This is a genomic window from Candidatus Pseudothioglobus singularis PS1 (assembly GCF_001281385.1).
GTDB lineage: Bacteria > Pseudomonadota > Gammaproteobacteria > PS1 > Pseudothioglobaceae > Pseudothioglobus > Pseudothioglobus singularis.
This window is the reverse complement of the sequence record NZ_CP006911.1, coordinates 609,037-626,152: the sequence shown is the minus strand read 5'-3', so window position 1 is coordinate 626,152 and position 17,116 is coordinate 609,037. Positions and strand designations below refer to the sequence as shown.

At 38.1% G+C, this 17,116-nt stretch carries 18 protein-coding genes; 9 read left to right on the top strand and 9 right to left on the bottom strand.

From position 1 onward, the window contains the following. Nucleotides 1-37 precede the first annotated feature (37 nt). Nucleotides 38-238 (top strand): DUF6356 family protein, encoded by a 201-nt coding sequence (locus tag W908_RS03200; protein ID WP_053819898.1) that lies wholly within the window; start codon nucleotides 38-40, stop codon nucleotides 236-238. A gap of 60 nt (nucleotides 239-298) precedes the next feature. After that, nucleotides 299-766 (top strand): hypothetical protein, encoded by a 468-nt coding sequence (locus W908_RS03195; RefSeq protein ID WP_053819897.1) that lies wholly within the window; start codon nucleotides 299-301, stop codon nucleotides 764-766. Here W908_RS03195 and W908_RS03190 read toward each other — a convergent pair whose 3' ends face one another. Beyond that, complete coding sequence (locus W908_RS03190; protein ID WP_053819896.1) at nucleotides 767-1,117, bottom strand: nucleotide pyrophosphohydrolase; 351 nt, start codon at nucleotides 1,115-1,117, stop codon at nucleotides 767-769. 100 nt (nucleotides 1,118-1,217) lie between these two features. On the opposite strand from W908_RS03190, the gene W908_RS03185 reads away from it, so the two are divergent. The 3 genes from W908_RS03185 (at nucleotide 1,218) to W908_RS03175 (ending at nucleotide 3,290) form a co-directional block, all read left to right on the top strand. After that, nucleotides 1,218-1,607, top strand: a complete 390-nt coding sequence (locus W908_RS03185; RefSeq protein WP_020027736.1) for a hypothetical protein — start codon at nucleotides 1,218-1,220, stop codon at nucleotides 1,605-1,607. Between the two features lie 19 nt (nucleotides 1,608-1,626). Beyond that, a complete protein-coding gene (locus tag W908_RS03180) occupies nucleotides 1,627-1,956 on the top strand; it encodes a hypothetical protein (protein ID WP_020024459.1) in 330 nt (109 codons plus the stop codon). A gap of 80 nt (nucleotides 1,957-2,036) precedes the next feature. Further along, a complete protein-coding gene (locus tag W908_RS03175; RefSeq protein ID WP_053819895.1) occupies nucleotides 2,037-3,290 on the top strand; it encodes an NAD(P)/FAD-dependent oxidoreductase in 1,254 nt (417 codons plus the stop codon). Nucleotides 3,291-3,300: 10 nt separating this feature from the next. Here W908_RS03175 and W908_RS03170 read toward each other — a convergent pair whose 3' ends face one another. From W908_RS03170 to W908_RS03160, 3 genes are all read right to left on the bottom strand, one after another. After that, complete coding sequence (locus W908_RS03170) at nucleotides 3,301-4,614, bottom strand: NAD(P)/FAD-dependent oxidoreductase (RefSeq protein WP_236849165.1); 1,314 nt, start codon at nucleotides 4,612-4,614, stop codon at nucleotides 3,301-3,303. 7 nt (nucleotides 4,615-4,621) lie between these two features. Further along, nucleotides 4,622-5,776: a saccharopine dehydrogenase family protein gene (locus tag W908_RS03165; RefSeq protein WP_053819893.1), complete on the bottom strand. Its 1,155-nt coding sequence runs from the start codon at nucleotides 5,774-5,776 to the stop codon at nucleotides 4,622-4,624. A 76-nt stretch (nucleotides 5,777-5,852) separates the two neighbouring features. After that, the gene (locus W908_RS03160; RefSeq protein WP_053819892.1) at nucleotides 5,853-6,890 is read right to left on the bottom strand and encodes a trans-3-hydroxy-L-proline dehydratase; all 1,038 of its coding nucleotides are present in this window, start codon (nucleotides 6,888-6,890) and stop codon (nucleotides 5,853-5,855) included. On the opposite strand from W908_RS03160, the gene W908_RS03155 reads away from it, so the two are divergent. Then, nucleotides 6,880-8,013 (top strand): Ldh family oxidoreductase, encoded by a 1,134-nt coding sequence (locus tag W908_RS03155; protein WP_082345005.1) that lies wholly within the window; start codon nucleotides 6,880-6,882, stop codon nucleotides 8,011-8,013. The genes W908_RS03160 and W908_RS03155 overlap by 11 nt on opposite strands. Here the strand turns inward: W908_RS03155 and W908_RS03150 are convergent. The 5 genes from W908_RS03150 to W908_RS03130 form a co-directional block, all read right to left on the bottom strand. Beyond that, complete coding sequence (locus W908_RS03150; protein ID WP_053819891.1) at nucleotides 8,010-8,327, bottom strand: hypothetical protein; 318 nt, start codon at nucleotides 8,325-8,327, stop codon at nucleotides 8,010-8,012. The genes W908_RS03155 and W908_RS03150 overlap by 4 nt on opposite strands. Nucleotides 8,328-8,354: 27 nt before the next feature. After that, on the bottom strand, nucleotides 8,355-9,542 hold the full coding sequence (locus W908_RS03145; protein ID WP_053819890.1) for an acetyl-CoA C-acetyltransferase: 1,188 nt from the start codon (nucleotides 9,540-9,542) through the stop codon (nucleotides 8,355-8,357). A gap of 164 nt (nucleotides 9,543-9,706) precedes the next feature. Continuing rightward, a complete protein-coding gene (locus W908_RS03140; RefSeq protein ID WP_053819889.1) occupies nucleotides 9,707-11,347 on the bottom strand; it encodes a Na/Pi cotransporter family protein in 1,641 nt (546 codons plus the stop codon). Next, the gene (glpD, locus tag W908_RS03135; RefSeq protein ID WP_053819888.1) at nucleotides 11,344-12,906 is read right to left on the bottom strand and encodes a glycerol-3-phosphate dehydrogenase; all 1,563 of its coding nucleotides are present in this window, start codon (nucleotides 12,904-12,906) and stop codon (nucleotides 11,344-11,346) included. Before glpD ends, W908_RS03140 begins: the two co-directional genes overlap by 4 nt. Continuing rightward, a complete protein-coding gene (locus W908_RS03130; RefSeq protein WP_053819887.1) occupies nucleotides 12,907-13,701 on the bottom strand; it encodes an HAD-IIB family hydrolase in 795 nt (264 codons plus the stop codon). It lies immediately after the preceding gene. A gap of 206 nt (nucleotides 13,702-13,907) precedes the next feature. On the opposite strand from W908_RS03130, the gene W908_RS03125 reads away from it, so the two are divergent. Genes W908_RS03125 through W908_RS03115 form a run of 3 tightly spaced genes read left to right on the top strand, consistent with a single transcriptional unit; the run spans nucleotide 13,908 to nucleotide 17,051 of the window. Continuing rightward, nucleotides 13,908-14,681, top strand: a complete 774-nt coding sequence (locus W908_RS03125; protein ID WP_020024475.1) for a DeoR/GlpR family DNA-binding transcription regulator — start codon at nucleotides 13,908-13,910, stop codon at nucleotides 14,679-14,681. After that, nucleotides 14,678-15,715, top strand: a complete 1,038-nt coding sequence (locus W908_RS03120; RefSeq protein WP_053819886.1) for an ABC transporter ATP-binding protein — start codon at nucleotides 14,678-14,680, stop codon at nucleotides 15,713-15,715. Before W908_RS03125 ends, W908_RS03120 begins: the two co-directional genes overlap by 4 nt. A gap of 58 nt (nucleotides 15,716-15,773) precedes the next feature. Continuing rightward, on the top strand, nucleotides 15,774-17,051 hold the full coding sequence (locus W908_RS03115) for an ABC transporter substrate-binding protein (protein ID WP_020024477.1): 1,278 nt from the start codon (nucleotides 15,774-15,776) through the stop codon (nucleotides 17,049-17,051). Nucleotides 17,052-17,116 lie beyond the last annotated feature (65 nt).

Sequence of the window (17,116 nt, the reverse complement as noted above, 5' to 3'; positions counted from 1 at the left end):
TATATACTGAAGACTTAATTTAATGATTGAATTTTAAATGCTAAATATTTTTTCAAAGCACCCAAAAGAAGTTGGCGAGACCTACCTTCAACACTTTGTTGCAGCCTGTAAATACAGCTTCGTTTTATTTGGACTATTTGTCATTGCTATTATTCATGCAGTCTTTCCATTTGTCTTTAAAAAAACTGTGAGTGAAAAAATTTTAGAGTTGGCAGATGAGTTACAAAAGAGGAAATAATTCGCACAAAACACATTAATAATTCACAAATTACGGTTTGACTTACACTAAACTCTGATTATGAAAACTTTATTTACAACATTATTTATATTCTTATTTACATCGGCCTCAAACGCCGCTATGTCTCCTCGTTTCTATGAAACTGAAATACTTGGTAACTGGATTTGTAAGGACTTCTATCCAGGTTATGCAGCCTTTGAGATGATTAGATATAAAAAAGATGGGACATGGAACAGCTTTGGTGAACTCATTGTTGATTTTCCTATCGAAGAAAATAAAGTAAAGGTTGTATACAGTGCTCTTGGGACTGGTGTCTGGGAGATTGAGGATCAAAATTTAGTAAGTATGATTGATTCAATTAAAGTTACCAATAGAAATCATCCATGGCTTGACCAATACTTTAATATGCAAGAGCAGTTCACCCTTAACGAAAGAAACTCAGAACAGATCATGGTTTTGGCGGATGACTACATTAACTTGCAACCGTCATCAGGTAAGCCCTATGAGTGCTTTAAAGTTGAGATTTAACTAATCACCCCTCTGATTATATTTTTTTGCATTTCCCTTCGATAGAGTCACAGGATACTTCTGTGCATTTTTAACTAATTTTTCCTCTATTGCCCTTTCTAAGTTAACATCTAATAAATCACAAAAACGAAGTAAATACATCGCGATATCAGCGACCTCACTATTAATTAATTCAAGCTGCTTTTTATTAGGTAGCTGTGACTCCTCAGGTTTAAGCCATTGAAAAATCTCGACAAGCTCTGAAGATTCAACGCTCAGCGCCATAGCTATATTCTTAGGGGTATGAAACTGCTCCCAGTCTCTTTCAGAAGCAAACTCTTTCAGTTGGTTTTGTATATCAAATATATCCATAATTTTTAAATTGTTTTATTTCAACTCGATATGAAAAAAATTTAGTATACTTAACCCGCTTGATTTTACTCAAGTTTTTAAATAACTAATGGGGGTCATTATGAGTATTCCACTTCTTTGTCATGTTTTTTTAATTCTGTTTGGCGGTTTCTTTGCCATTCAGCTTTCATTTAATTCTCAGAAATTTGCAGAATCCAATCGAATGGACTCGCCTCAAGCAGGCTTTGCATTTAAACCAGCAGGGTTCCTCATGTTTGGCTTTGTTTTAATGCTAATTGCAACTTTGCCAATGTTACAAATTGGAGGCTTTAGCTCTGCAAAAGAACTTGTTGCTGGTGTTGGAATTTTTACTCTTTCTGCGTTTATTTTTAATATGGGACTTGTATTAAAAGTTTGGTCAACATTTGATGGTGCTGATCATGAACCAAAAAATGCGATTAGACCTCTAATTCCTCTAATAGCAGTTATTATTTATTTTGTAACATCTTAATTAATTATAAGGAGACATTATGTCAGTATACAAAGCACAAGAAGCAGCAAGAGAAGCCAATGATATGGAAGCATATGCTGCAACACTTCATGATGATTATCAATTTGTTATGCACCTAGATAACTCAAAAAAGAATAAAGAAGAGTCCATGGAAATGTTTACATTTATGATGAACAGTGATGATTTTGTTACACATGATTCACGCTGCCTTTATGAAAGCAGTGAGGCAATGGTAACTCATGGCGTCATGAGCTTTCCTGATGGAACGCGTGAGGCAGTATTAGCCTTTCATCAAATCAAGGATGGGCAAGTTATTAGGATGGAAACAGGTGCAACACTCCTTCCTTAAAGAGATATAAATTCAAGAAAAGGCGCTTTAGGGCGTCTTTTTTATTTACTATATTCATAGGAATAGATAACGAATTATTAATGCTACAAAATAACCTTTGGGAAAATAGCTCAAAAGAAAATATAGGTTTTGAGCAACTAAAAGACTCAGTTGTCTCTGACTTAACGATTGTGGGTGGCGGCTACACGGGCTGTTCAGCTGCTTTATCTGCCGCTGAAAACGGACTTTCAGTAACGCTTATTGATAACAAAATTGGGTTTGGAGGTTCAGGCAGAAATGTTGGTCTAGTGAACTCGGGGTTATGGCTTCCTCCAAAAAAAGTTGAGAGTATCCTTGGAAAAGATTCAGGCATTAAACTCAACAAGGCTTTATCCAAAGCGCCAGATTTAGTATTCGAACTTATAGACAAATATAAGATAAATTGCAGCGCCAAAAGAAATGGAACCCTTCACTGTGCACATTCTCAAAAGGGCTTTAAGGATATTCAAGATCGCTATCAACAGCTCACTGAGCGTGGTGCAGAATTAGAACTTTTAGATCAAAAAGAGGCAGAAAAAAGAATTGGTTCATCTAAATTTCATGGCGCCCTACTCAATAAAAAAGCTGGCACAATTAATCCACTAAGCTACTGTCGGGGTTTAGCTAGAGCGGCGCAATCTAAAGGGGCAAATATTTTTGAAGCATCCCTAGCAACAAAAATTAAACGCAAGGACAATTTCTGGGAGATTCAAACAGAGAGTGGGTCAATTCAATCCAAGATGTTATTGATTGCAACGAACGCCTACCAGCAAAATATAAAAGGCATTGACCCATCAAAATATACACCTGTATATTATTTTCAAGCAGCAACAAAACCACTATCCAAAGATTCTTTAGAGGGTGTTTTGACGAATAAAGAAGGATGCTGGGATACGGCCACTGTGATGTCATCTTTCCGACTAGATGATGAAAATCGTTTCATCATTGGTGGTATTGGAAACCTTGGTCCTAATATTTCTAAAATTCACTCATCATGGGCCAAAAGAAAAACTCAATCTATTTTCCCTTCTCTAAAGAATATTTCCTTAGATTATTTCTGGGGCGGTCAAATTGCGATGACAGATGACCATATTCCAAAAATTTATAAAATTGGTCAAGGTGCATATTCAATTTTTGGATATTCAGGAAGGGGGATCGGCCCTGGAACCTACCTTGGTAAATCTATCATTGAGAGTTTTTTAACTGGTAGTGAGGAGTCTTTACCGATTAAACCAACTCATAGTAACAATGAGATGTTTGGAAAGCTAAAAGGGAATTTTATTGAGTTTGGAGCAAAACTAAACCATCTTGCTTAGTGCCTCGTCTTTAACGATCTTTTCCAACCCCACTAAATCTTTGTTTTGTGATGTACCACGCTCCCAGATCTAAGAGAGGTCTTGGAGGGAGCCATTTAGCTTCTTCAGTCCCTAAACAGTCACTCACTAATTCGAGATCATTACCACTTGCAAGTTCAGCAATAGCTAGTCCAAAAGCGGTTCCCTTAGTAATGCCAGAGCCATTATAGCAACCAGCAAAATAGAGGTTAGAAGACAGCCTTTTAAAGATATTTGTTTTATTAGCGGTGACTCCTTCAACACCCGAATATAAGTGCTCAAATGGCACGTGGCTGAGATCTGGAAATCGATTATCAAATGACTGACGGTGAATTTTTTGTCTTGCCATTAGTTGGCCTTTATTTAATAAGCGATGATTATTGTATTCAGCAGTGTTCCTAATTGAAATCCTTTTATCATCAGTCAGCCTAACCGTTGCACCGCCGCTGTGAAGAGACAAGACACCCCATGACGTTTCAGTACCTAGTGTTTCAATTTCATCCTGAGTCAGCACCCTAGTGATACTTCCTGAGAGGGTAACGCCGACGACTCTTTGTTTTTGTTGACCACTTGCCAAAGGCTCATAATTACACGCCATAATTACATTTTCAGCTCTAATCGTTGACTCTGGCGTCCTCAAAGTATTAATTTTGCCTTTCCTGATATCGATGACTGGTGAATTCTCATAAAGCTCAACATTTTTGGGAAGCTTGTCAGCAAGACCAAAAACAAGTTGCGCTGGCTGAACCAAAGCGCCATTCATGACCTTAACACCCTTTTGATACCAATTTGTTCCCAGCTTTAGATGACTTTGTTCCTGAGAAAGTGGCTCATGTTTAATCTCCCTTTTCTCTAGGTAATCAACAAAATAATCGCATTCTAAGAATGAACTTTCGTCAGCAGCCATATGGTATATACCAGACTCCTTAAAGTCACAATTAATATGGTTTTCATTTATGACGGCGCTAAGAGATTCAAGGCCCGCTTGATTGATACGGTCAATCCTTTTATATTGTCCAAGTTGATCCTTTTGATATCTCCCAGAAAAATGACTATGCGCTACTGCGTATCCTGAGTTTCTTCCAGATGCGCTTTGGCCAATCTCTCTAGCCTCAAGCAAAATAATCTTATCACTTGGATTCAGTTCAGCCAATCTTCTTGCACACGAAAGACCTGTGAAACCTGCACCAATCACAAGCCATCTCGTATCTATATTTGAGGTTAAATTTGACTGCGGATTTCTCCGGGGTATTAAATCTGCCCAGCCCTTAGTTTCATGATCAAATTTAAGGCTCAACTGGCTCACCCAATGATTAATTCAAGTGGTCAACTAAAACAAAGTGATCACTTATGTCATCCGCTTGTTTAAGCCATCTATCAACGAGTTTACTATCATGAGGCGCTGCGCTCACGCCAGCAGAAATTTCATTGCCCATAACTGCTTCAACAGCGAGTGCTACTGAGCATGAGACGAGTTGAGCCATTGCACTACCCATTGAGTTACCAAGTGTGTCTAGCAAAAATTGCTTGTGCCAAACAACCTTAGAGTCATTTTTAACCTTGAGCTCAACAGTCAAAATGACCCGATCAACTTCATCTTCTTTGTAAGAGTAATTGCTCCATAAATCATCACTAATCTCTTTAAGCCTAGCTTCTGAATCTGCACTATTGAGTGAGTCTACCTCTGAAAAAATATTACTCCATGCACTCTTCCAACCCTTATATCTGAGAGTTCCTCTGACGAATTGCTCAATTTTGAGGTCATCATCCATTTGGTATTGCTCTATAAAAGGACGTGAATCACGATTAGGATACACCTCAAATTCATCCTCGCCCCATGGCATTGGGAGTGGATAAATCTCTACGGACTCCCATGGCTTGGTTACAGTATAAACTTCACTATTTCGGATACTCACAGAGGTTGACATTAATGCCTTAAGAACGCCGAGAGGTGACCAACTAAACTTGTAGCAAAAGTCATTTGGAACATCACTCAGACCGCCACAATAACTTAAAAAAGAATGGCTATTTTCTTTAGAAAATACGCTTGAATTTCTATACTCTTCAACTAAGGCGTGTGACATACTATGATCGATACCTGGATCCAGTCCAACTTCGTTTACAAGGCATAAACCCTTCTTTATGGCAGCGCTGTTTAAGTCTCTCATCTCATCTGAGATATAAGAGCTAGATACGAAATGTGCATCTAAAGAGATGCAGAGTTCAGCAACTGGCACATGAAAGTTGCCTGGCAGCATTGAAACAACTACATCACCAGCATTTGCGTATTTTTTAACTGCTTCAATTGAAAATGGAACAACCTGGTAATCTCCATCCACTCCTGACAAGGCTTCTATTGCCTTGTCTACTGTTCGATTGTAAACAATGACAGAATGTCCATGCTCAATTAGTTTTTTGAGTCCTGGGATAGCTGAAAGACCAGTCCCTAACCAATGAATTGTAGGCATTTATACTCCTTAAATAATTTTTAACTATAAATTTATTTTTACACTAGTTTTTAGATAAATCTTCAAAAATAAATATCTATATTGACTGTTTTTTGGGCCAGGTATCGCTGAGTCGGTAACCCTCTGGAAAAAGGTCATCTGGATCAATTGTCAGTTGATGCGTTCCAGTAATCCAAGCCCTCCCTCTTATAGATGGGATAATTGCATTTTGATTGCCAATGAGCACTTCATCTAGTATCTGACAGTCAAACCTTGAATTGAGAATGGAGCGACCTATCATGCGGTCTCCTTTAATTAACTCTCCTTTTGCATGAAGCACTGCCATTCGCGCTGAGCAGCCTGTTCCACATGGAGAGCGATCAAGCTTGCCGGGATCAATAACCACAGTATTCTTACTCACCTTAACGCCCTCTTCCTCAAAGATTGGGAGCGCAAACTCACAGAATGAAATGTGATTCCACTCGGAATTTTCTGGATGCTTAAAGCCTAGCTGTTGATTTGCTGCTAAGGTAATCTTTGCTCCTAACTCGGATATATCTCTAGCCTCATGAGGCTCTATTTCAAAACCAATCTCACGCGCATTAACCAAAACAAAACTATCTCCCCCATAGGCAGTGTCGACCTTCAAGGTTCCAACACCTTCGACCTCTAAAAAAACATTAAGCTTATCGGCAAATGACGCAACATTATGAATCTCAATACTTACTGCCTTGCCATCTTCACAATAGGCTTTAATCGGAACAAGGCCCCCTGGCGCCTCAAGGATAAATTCTGTGATTGGCTCATTGATTGGAATGATTCCAGTATTTAATAGGACCGTTGAAACGCAGATCGAGTTTGAGCCCGACATGGGAGGTGTATGCTCAGGCTCCATAACAATAAAACCTTGGACTGCTTCAGGATTTTTAGCAGGAACTAAAAGATTGACATGTTTAAAAACGCCCCCTCTTGGTTCATTTAAAACGAACTGACGAAGAGATTGATCTTCATGAATCCATCTTGCTTGCTCCCAAAGGGTTTTGCCTGGAGGCATTTCAACTCCTGAAACAATAACATTACCCACCTCGCCTTCAGCATGGCATGAGACAATTTGAATAGTTTTATTGTTTTTCATTTTGATTGCGTGTGATTTTTTTATTGCATGTTATCATTTTTTTGTAACTTGGCTGCTGAATTCCTTATACTTAGCAACTTACCTTCCTGAATGGATATTTAATAAGAGGATTAACCTAATGACTTCAACGACATCCGAACTGAGCCTTGATGAGATTTTCAACCTAGCTAAAGCAGCGCTTATAAATAATGGCGCTAATGAAGAGAATGCTGATGCAGTTGCAACTACCGTTACAAATGCTGAGAGAGATGGCTCAGTCTCTCATGGTTTATTTCGAATACCTGGGTATGTTAAGGCTCTTAAAAGTAACAAAGTAGATGGCTCTGCTAAGCCAGAAATTGAGGAAGTTACGCCAACAATATTCAGATGTGATGCTCACAATGGTTTTGCGCCACTTGCACATAAATATGGACTTGAAAAATTAATCCAAGCAGCTCACACTTTTGGAATCGCGGGGCTAGCTATTCAGCGTTGTCATCACTTTGCAGCCCTATGGCCTGAAGTAGAGGCAATCAGTGATGAGGGCCTCGTTGGCCTAACGTCAGTTTCATACACACCGGCAGTTGCTCCTTCAGGAGGAACAACTGCATTATACGGGACTAATCCAATGGCATTTTCATGGCCAAGACCTGGAAAAAACCCAATCGTTTTTGATATGGCAACAGCATCAATGGCTAAAGGAGAGATTCAAATTGCAGCACGAGATGGGCACTCTGTTCCTCTTGGAACTGGACTATCTCCATCAGGAGAACTGACGACAGATGCAGCGGAAATTGATAAAGGGGTTTTACTTCCATTTGGAGGCCATAAGGGGTCTGTCATTGCTCTTATGATTGAACTTCTATCTGGCCCACTAGTAGGTGAAACTTTTTCATATGAATCAAAGGAGCGTGATAACGGGGATGGAGGGCCAGTTCAAGGTGGGCAGTTTATTCTTGCAATGTCTCCTAAAATATTATCTGGAAAGGATACCTCCAGTCAAACTGAAGATTTTCTAGAAAAATATAAGTCAATTGATGGCGTTCGAGTTCCAGGAGCTAGAAGACATAATAACCGAAAAGATACTGGACCAAGACAAGTCAATACTGCCTTAATAGAAACAATATCCAACCTTGGATCTTAAAGCAAACTAGAGTATAGAAAATCTGCCAAATCAACAGTATCATTTTGTGGATTTTTATTACAATAATTTACGGTTGCTATATAAACCAACTCAGGATCAGGCTTTGCAGGATAGCTAGAAGTTTCATAATTTCTTCCAGTGTAATAACCGCTAAACCAAAACATAATCATTGTTTTAACGTCTGGATTATTGTTTTGAACTAGTTCATTCACTTTCTCACATTTCATATATCCGACTGCTAGATAGGCATGACTACTTCCTACAAGAAATAAATTGGCTAATACTAAGCTGAAGATAATTAAATATTTTTTCATTAATAGTTCTGAATGATTATTGGAGAACTACTGAAGTCTTTCAACAGCCATAGCAACACCCATTCCTCCACCAATACAAAGAGTAGCGAGACCTTTATCTGCTTTATCACGCTCCATGCCATGCACAAGTGTTACTAAAATTCTAGCACCTGAAGCACCAATCGGATGACCTAACGCGATAGCCCCTCCAGTAACATTTACTTTAGACTTATCCAGACCAAGAGAGTCATTCACGGACATGGCCTGCGCTGCAAATGCCTCATTAGCCTCAATTCTATCAAGTTCAGAAGCTTTCCAGCCAGCCTTTTCTAAACACTTAGTACTTGCAGGTATTGGTCCAGTTCCCATAATTTTTGGGTCAACACCAGCACTAGCATAAGAAACGATTTTGGCCATGGGTTTCAAGCCAAGCTCCTTTGCCTTAGATGCACTCATTACCATTACAGCGGCTGCTCCATCATTGATACCCGATGCATTGCCTGCAGTAACTGTTCCATCTTTCTTAAAAGCGGGCCTTAGCTTTGACAAGGATTCCTCAGTTGTTCCATGCCTTGGAAATTCATCAGTATCAAAAACGATATCTTCTCCCCGTCTTTGAGGAATAGTAATTGGTGTAATTTCATTACGAAATAAATCAGAAATCTGAGCAGACTCTGCCTTTTGCTGAGACTCTGAGGCAAAGTGGTCTTGAGATTCTCTTGAGTAGTCAAATTTTGAAGCAATATTTTCAGCAGTAACGCCCATGTGATAGTCATTAAATACACACCACAAACCATCAACTACCATTGTATCAACCATCTCCCATGGACCCATTTTTTTGCCTTCTCTTGACTTCGGTAGGACGTGCCCAGAAAGACTCATATTTTCTTGACCACCTGCAATAACGATTTCAGCATCCCCACAAGCGATAGCTTGAAATGCTAGCTGTACTGCCTTTAAGCCGCTCCCACAAACCTTATTAATGGTCATTGCTGGTGTCACATTTGGGAGGCCAGCATCTAAAGCTGCCTGCCTAGCTGGATTTTGGCCACTGCCAGCAGTCAGCACTTGACCCAAAATTACCTCATCAACTTGGTCATTAGCTACTCCTGTCTTCTCGAGCAATGAGGCAATAACAGCAGAACCTAACTTATGGGCTGGAATTGACGAAAGCGAACCTCCAAAAGAACCTAAAGCTGTTCTGGTAGCAGAAACAATTACTATTTCATTATTCATAATTTACATTATTTTTTTTAATGGAATTATTATAGAGGTTGAAAAACAAGAGACTTACTTAATCTTGTGTATCTAATCATTATAAGGGCCCTACAAAAGGAGAAATAAAGAGCCCTTAAGATGAATCTTCACAATTAAAGCGCTTACTTATTGCACCTTAATAATTAACTATTTTGCTTCAGCCTTGTTTCCAATATCTCACCAGACGCAAATAATATTGGATAGGCTATTGATGATAAAAGGCTATTTATTCTTTTATAATCTCTTATCACGTCGATATGCATTGAGCTGGTCTCAAGGCTGTCAGTGACTCCCTTTCCAATTCGCTGAAGATGTTTAGAGACTGATTTAGTTTCCAGCTTATGAAGCTCTTGTTTTTTTCCATAAAGGACTTTAGCTAACTCACAATCATTCGACATAAATGTACTAATAGCGAGATCATAATCAGAACAAACTACTTCATGAATAGAAATAATCTCACTGAAACCTTCTTTAGAAAACTGTATATGTTTTGAAATTTTCTTTTTAGAAATGTCCATTAAACTATTATTTACAATATCACCTATATGCTCCATATTCGTAGTAAAGTTAAGTATATTGAGTGCTTGTTGGCTTTCTGCTGGAGTAAGTTCTTCTTGCAATATTTGAGCAATATAAAGCTTTATGGAGTCAAAGAGATTATCAACAGTATCCTCATTTTTGATAATTTCATTTCTTAACAGATCATTATCATCTCGCATTACTGCAAGTGATGACACAACCATATTTTGAGAGACTTCTGCTATCCTAAGCGCCTGCCTCTTAGCATTCGCAAGAGATACAGCAGGCATAGAAAAATCATCTGATTCTAAAAACTTTGAATCACTTTTAGTATCATCAGTATTGCTCTCTAGTTCAAGTTTAGAAGTAAAGCCAAGAATCTGAGTTGAAAATGCAATACCTATAACAGCAACTATAAGATTCAAAGTAAGGTGATAAAGCGCCGGAACTAGTTCCATTGAAGCAAAGCTTAGGAAGAATTGAGCAAATAAATCAACAAATGGATAAAAAATTATAATACAAAAAATTCTTACAAGTAAATTAGCAATTATTGGAGTCTTCTCAACTACAGAAGAATTCCAGCTTGAAATAAGAGGCAGCATACCACTTCCAAGGTTCGCCCCCAAAACAAGATAGAGCCCTTCATTTAACCCAATAACGCCTGTTGCTAAAAAACTAACAGACAATAACACGATTGCTAAACTTGAATAAGAAAGATAGGTCATCACAAGAGCCAAAAGAACAAAAAATATTGGCTGATTACTAAAAATCTCTAATAGTGACTTAAACTGCTCAAATTTAGAAAGTTCTCCTGCAGTATTTGATATCAATAATAGTGCAAATAAAATTAAACCTAAGCCGCTCACTGCGCGAAAAACATTTTGCCACTTGTTCTCTTTTGAGCCTATAAAACCAAAAACACCAATAGCTAACAATAATGGAGCAACAGTCGTAAATTTCTGAGATGCAATGAGAACTGCAATTGAAGTTCCTACATCTGCCCCCAACATTGTTATAAATGCTGATCCAACCCCAATAAGATTTTGGCCAGCAAAAGATGCGGAAATTAAAATCGTAGCAGTACTGCTTTGAAGAAGAGCTGCAACTACTAAGCCCGATAAAAATGCTGGAAAGATTTTTCCTTCTGATCGACGAGCAAAGCGCTTTAAATTCGTACCATAAGCCCGCATTACGCCTGTACGAACCATTCTTAAGCCCCATAAGAGGAGCGCTACTGAGCCTAAAAGTTCGATGAGTATACTCATACAGTCTCCGCTATGTTATCTTGCTTAACAGAACTTTCAGAAGTTTTACTCAGCTTTTGGTATTTTTCTAAAAATTGATCTAGCTTTTGTTTTTCATTTTTTGTTAGAGACAGTCCAAGCTTTGACCTTCTAAATAAAATATCTTCAGAGGTTCTAGCCCACTCATTTTGGACCAGGTAGACGACCTCTTTTTCATAAAGACCTGAGCCAAAACTCTCGCCAAGTGACTCTATATTTTTAGCACTAGGAAAAATATCAAATGAGACTGTCCCATATGACCTGACTAAGCGCTTGACAATCTCTTCATTTAAGAAAGGATATTTTTCCTGAATCTTATTATTTAAGTCAAATAGCCCATCGACATCAATATCTCCCCCTGGAAGAGAAGAATTATCAGTCCAAGGACCACCTCTTTGCCCAAGGAATGTTTCGATATGCTTAAGAATGGCCTCAGATAGGCGGCGGTAGGTCGTAATTTTACCCCCAAAAATATTAATCATCAGTGATGAGTCATGCTCTTCAGCTTTAATGACATAATCACGAGTGGCTTCTTGTGCTTTGCTTGCTCCATCATCATAAAGAGGCCTGACCCCTGAATAACTCCAAACAATATCTGATAGTTTGATTTCTGAATTTAAATAGGCATTAGCTGAATCACAAATGTATTGTTTTTCTTCTTCACTTATCTCAACTTCACTAGCTGATCGACCATGATCAATATCTGTAGTTCCAATTAACGTGAATTTATCTTCATATGGAATCAAAAAAAAGATTCGACCATCATCATTTTGACAGATAAAGGATTTATCATGATCATAGAGCTTATTAACAACGATATGACTCCCCCTAACGAGACGAACATTTTTGGTATTTTTATTGCTAAAGGACTCTTGCAATACATCATCAACCCATGGTCCAGATGCATTGATAAAACATTTCGCTTTAATTGTATTCTGAGTATTATCTATTGAGTCAGTAGTGGTAATAAGCCAAATGCCATCAGACTTAGTAACTTTTGTTACCTTAGTGTAGTTTTGTAATTTAGCGCCATTTTTAGCTGCATCAACAGCATTTAAGATAACCAGTCTTGAATCGTCAACCCAGCAATCAGAATACTCATATCCAAACTTATATTTACTTTTAAGGGTGCTTTCTAAGACGCCATTATTCAAATTGACTGAGCTCGTACCTGGCAGTATTTTTCGAAACCCTAAGTGATCATATAAAGCAAGGCCTAACCTCAAAAGCCAGGCAGGCCTCATTCCTTTAGAGTGAGGCAAGACAAATCTCATCGGCCAAATGATATGGGGCGCCATTTTAAGAAGCACTTCACGCTCTTTTAGAGACTCTTGTACCAAGCGGAATTTATAGTGCTCTAGATATCTGAGGCCACCATGAATTAGTTTTGTTGAATTAGATGATGTGCCAGATGCAAAGTCATTCATTTCACATAGACAAACTGAATAACCTCGACCTGCTGCATCTCTTGCAACGCCAAGACCATTAATACCTCCACCGGCTACAAAAACATCATAAATTTTTTCACCTTCTTTTAGCATCTAGTTATCTTTTAATATGAGGTCTGCCAGTTCAACAAAGCCTTCGCCTGAGTATTTTGAGGTTATATATTTTGGCGGACTATCAATTTTATGCATCATATCTACAACGTTAGCAACGCCAATCGAATTATTAAAAAAACCAAACATCATAGAATCATTTGGAGAATCTCCAACAAACAAGGTTTTGCTCTGCATTTCTTCATCATTAAGACCAAAGCTTTCTTTAAGAATTTTTAAGCTAGTAGTGAGTTTATTGTGCTCACCAATCCAGCAATTTACATGAATCGAGCTCACTTTTGCTGTAGCGCCATTATTCTCAGCAATGTCAACAATTTCATTGATTTTATCAATAGAGAGTTTCGGAACATCCTCAGCAAAATCAATAGCTAAATCTGTAACGCGATAATCTTGATCAGATGCTACAGCGGTTCCTGAAACGCTACTGAGAACGGTGTCTTTAATTTGATGAAGAAGTTTAAAGTTAGACTGTCTTTCTAATTCGGTTTGACTGTAGACATTGTGCATTTTTTTATTCATATGGTCATATTGGTAAAAAAAAGCACCGTTTTCTCCAACCACCCCATCGACTGGCCACATCCTGGCAATGTGATCACACCATCCTGCGCATCTTCCAGTAACAGGGATTACTTTATATCCCGAGAGGGATAATCGCTCCATAGCATTATAGGCATCGCTTTTCAATCTTCCCTCTGTGGTCAATGTGTCATCAATGTCTGTAAGAATGAACTTTATATTGTCAAGTTGAGTCGAAGACATAGTTGATAGATTTTTCATTTATTTACCTGAGAATTAAAATTTAATAATTTGCACTACAGCAATTATTTAAATGAAAATAATTATTTTCATATGAACATATATATGAATATTTTAGCATAATTGTCATTTAAATATAGAAAAATATTCATTTGACTAAAAAATATTGTTCATTTTTTATCTTTTATGTTAGAATTAGCGTTCAAATGAACAATTTGGAGCTATAGATGGATTTAACTGCTAGACAAGCAGAAATTTCTGACCTACTTCGCCAAGAAGAATTTATTACTGTTGAAAGTCTTGCTGACCGTTTTAGTGTCACAACTCAAACAGTAAGAAGGGACATTAACGTCCTTTGTGATTATGGGCAAGCAAAACGAAAGCATGGAGGTGTAGAGCCTTTATCCACTGATGGTAATCTTGCTTATGGTACAAGACAGGTGCTTAATAGAGTAGCCAAAAGATCTATAGCAAAAGAGGTTGCCAATCAAATTCCAAATGGTAGCTCTATATCTCTTGGGATAGGCACTACCCCTGAGATGGTTGTGAGAGCACTTTTAAAACATAAAAATCTTAAGATTTATACCAACAACCTAATCATTGCTCAAACTGCAAGTACGAATTCCAGTTTTGAGGTATACAGCTCGGGTGGCAGAATACGAAGTGGTGATTTTGATATGGTTGGAAGTCCTGTTGAAAACTTCTTTAATTCATATAAGACTGACTTTGGAATATTTGGCGTTGCAGGTGTTGATAATGATGGTGTATTACTAGACTTCTCTGATGAAGAGGTTCAGATAAGAAGAGTTATCCTTGATAATTGTCGCGAAAGCCTTTTAGTTTTGGATCATGAAAAATTTGGCCGAATTGCCCATGTGCGAGGAGGACAGATTGAAGAGGTTACTAAAGTTTTTTGTGACCAGAACCCCCCCAATGAAATTATTCAAATAATAGATGATTCAGAATCTCAATTAATAATTTGTGATAAGGAAGATGTATGAGTGCAATTGAAGTAAAAAATCTATCCAAAAGCTGGGGTGATATTGATGCCGTAAAAAATGTTTCTTTTTCTGTCAAAGAAGAATCATTTACAGTTCTACTGGGTCCTTCAGGTTGCGGTAAGTCAACAATTCTTAAAATGCTATCGGGCCTGGAAAATGTGACCTCTGGAACAATTAAAATTGAAAACAAAGATGTTACTGAAGTTGAAGCCTCAAAAAGAGGAGTCTCTATGGTCTTTCAGTCCTACGCCCTATTCCCTCACCTGAATGTCAAAGAAAACATACAGTTTGGTTTAAAAGTAAGAAAAGTGCCTCCTGCTGAACGTGAAAAACGAGTCAATGAAGCAGCAAAGGTTGTTGGACTATCTGATTTACTCGATCGAAAACCAGCAAATTTATCAGGAGGTCAGCGTCAGCGCGTTGCTTTAGCTAGATCAATTGTATCAGATCAATCTGTTTGCCTGATGGACGAACCATTGTCAAACCTAGATTCAAAGTTACGAGCAGAAATGCGCGATGAAATTCGTGACCTTCAGAAAAGGTTAGGATTGACTGTTGTTTATGTGACACATGACCAAGTAGAAGCAATGTCTATGGCTGACCAAATAATACTTCTCAATTCTGGTGAAATTATTCAAAATGGCGCCCCTGAGGAAATATATAACTATCCCAATAGCATTTTTAGTGCTCAATTCATTGGGCTTCCACCTATGAATATTTTAAAACTCAAAGATCTTCATATTGCATCTCTTAGCAAAGAGAATCAAGAAAAAATTAAAGCCAGTAATAATTCTATTAATCTTGGAATAAGACCCGAACACCTGGTTTTTTCCAAAAAAGGACTTCCTGTTGTTGTCAATGGAATTGACTACTTTGGGGGTGAGACTGTTTTTAAAGTAAGTCACTTAGATCAAGAGTTCTTTCTACGTGAACCAAGACAGCCAAAAATTAATCTGAATGACAAGCTAAATATTAGCTGGAGTCCAGATGATATGCATTTGTTTAAAAAAAATAATCAACGTATAACTTCGTAGGTGCGTTGATAAATAGCAAATGAAAAGAACTACGATTATATAAACGAGGAGAAAGTAAATGAATAAGCTCTTAAAAAAAGTTTCGTATAGCTTGTCTGTTGCTCTTGGTATTTCAATGATATCAAGTGCTGCAATAGCAAAAACGGAATTAACAATGTACTACCCCGTTGCTGTGGGTGGCGCATTAACGCAAACAGTTGATGCAATTGTTGCAGATTTTATGTCAGAAAATCCTGACATTGAAGTAAATGCAATTTATTCAGGCAACTATGATGATACGAGAATAAAGGCACTTGCTGCACTTGAAAGTGGAAAGCCAGCACAGTTGTCTGTTATGTTTTCAATTGATGTTCATGAATTACGTGAATTAGATGCAATCATACCGTTTGATGATGTTGTTTCAACAAGTGAAGAAAAAGCATGGTTAAACTCTTTTTATCCATCACTAATGGAAAATGGAATTGCAGCAGGAAAGACTTGGGGTATTCCTTTCCAACGCTCAACTATTGTTATGTACTATAACAAAGATGCATTTCGTGAAGCTGGTCTAGATCCTGAAACACCACCAGCAACTTGGGGTGGTCTTCTTGCGGCATCAAAAGCACTAACTAAAGATGACGGCTCTCAGTGGGGTCTTATGATTCCATCAACTGGCTATCCTTACTGGATGTTTGGTGCTCTTGCAATGCAGAATGGTCAAACACTTATGACAAGTGGTGATAAAACTAACTTTGATCATCCAGATGTTGTTGCAGCACTTGAACTTTGGAAGGCATTCGGAAGTGAACATAAAATCATGCCAGAGGGAACGATTGAATGGGGTACGCTTCGTCAAAACTTCTTAGAAGGCAAGACAGCTATGATGTGGCATTCAACTGGTAACTTAACTACAGTTAAAAAGAATGCTAACTTCGACTTTGGTGTTGCAATGCTTCCAGCAGGAAAGCGTCGCGGAACACCTACAGGTGGAGGAAACTTCTACATGTTTAAGGACACTACTGCAGAAGAACGTGCAGCGTCAATGAAACTAATTAAGTTCATGACTGCTCCTGAAAATTCTGCCAAGTGGTCTGTAGCAACTGGCTACATGGGTGTTAGTCCTGATGCATATGAGACAGATACTTTGAAATCATATGTTTCAGATTTTCCACCAGCGGCAGTTGCTCGTGATCAGCTAGCATATGCAACAGCTGAATTTTCAACATACCAAACGAGTCGAGTTAAAAAAGGATTGAATGATGCAATCCAAGCAGCACTCGTTGGAAGTAAATCTCCAAAAGAAGCTCTTTCAGAGGCGCAAGCCGCTGCAGAGCGTATTTTAAAACCTTACCGTTAATTTGGTAATTTTGGTGGACGTCAAGTGACGTCCACCAATTAATTCTAAGACTAAATAAAATAATA

Bases quoted from the DNA above. Each gene is read 5' to 3' on its own strand.
- W908_RS03200 (WP_053819898.1), top strand. From the start codon at position 38: ATGCTAAATATTTTTTCAAAGCACCCAAAAGAAGTTGGCGAGACCTAC.
- W908_RS03195 (WP_053819897.1), top strand. From the start codon at position 299: ATGAAAACTTTATTTACAACATTATTTATATTCTTATTTACATCGGCC.
- W908_RS03190 (WP_053819896.1), bottom strand. From the start codon at position 1,117: ATGGATATATTTGATATACAAAACCAACTGAAAGAGTTTGCTTCTGAA.
- W908_RS03185 (WP_020027736.1), top strand. From the start codon at position 1,218: ATGAGTATTCCACTTCTTTGTCATGTTTTTTTAATTCTGTTTGGCGGT.
- W908_RS03180 (WP_020024459.1), top strand. From the start codon at position 1,627: ATGTCAGTATACAAAGCACAAGAAGCAGCAAGAGAAGCCAATGATATG.
- W908_RS03175 (WP_053819895.1), top strand. From the start codon at position 2,037: ATGCTACAAAATAACCTTTGGGAAAATAGCTCAAAAGAAAATATAGGT.
- W908_RS03165 (WP_053819893.1), bottom strand. From the start codon at position 5,776: ATGCCTACAATTCATTGGTTAGGGACTGGTCTTTCAGCTATCCCAGGA.
- W908_RS03160 (WP_053819892.1), bottom strand. From the start codon at position 6,890: ATGAAAAACAATAAAACTATTCAAATTGTCTCATGCCATGCTGAAGGC.
- W908_RS03150 (WP_053819891.1), bottom strand. From the start codon at position 8,327: ATGAAAAAATATTTAATTATCTTCAGCTTAGTATTAGCCAATTTATTT.
- W908_RS03145 (WP_053819890.1), bottom strand. From the start codon at position 9,542: ATGAATAATGAAATAGTAATTGTTTCTGCTACCAGAACAGCTTTAGGT.
- W908_RS03140 (WP_053819889.1), bottom strand. From the start codon at position 11,347: ATGAGTATACTCATCGAACTTTTAGGCTCAGTAGCGCTCCTCTTATGG.
- glpD (WP_053819888.1), bottom strand. From the start codon at position 12,906: ATGCTAAAAGAAGGTGAAAAAATTTATGATGTTTTTGTAGCCGGTGGA.
- W908_RS03130 (WP_053819887.1), bottom strand. From the start codon at position 13,701: ATGAAAAATCTATCAACTATGTCTTCGACTCAACTTGACAATATAAAG.
- W908_RS03125 (WP_020024475.1), top strand. From the start codon at position 13,908: ATGGATTTAACTGCTAGACAAGCAGAAATTTCTGACCTACTTCGCCAA.
- W908_RS03120 (WP_053819886.1), top strand. From the start codon at position 14,678: ATGAGTGCAATTGAAGTAAAAAATCTATCCAAAAGCTGGGGTGATATT.
- W908_RS03115 (WP_020024477.1), top strand. From the start codon at position 15,774: ATGAATAAGCTCTTAAAAAAAGTTTCGTATAGCTTGTCTGTTGCTCTT.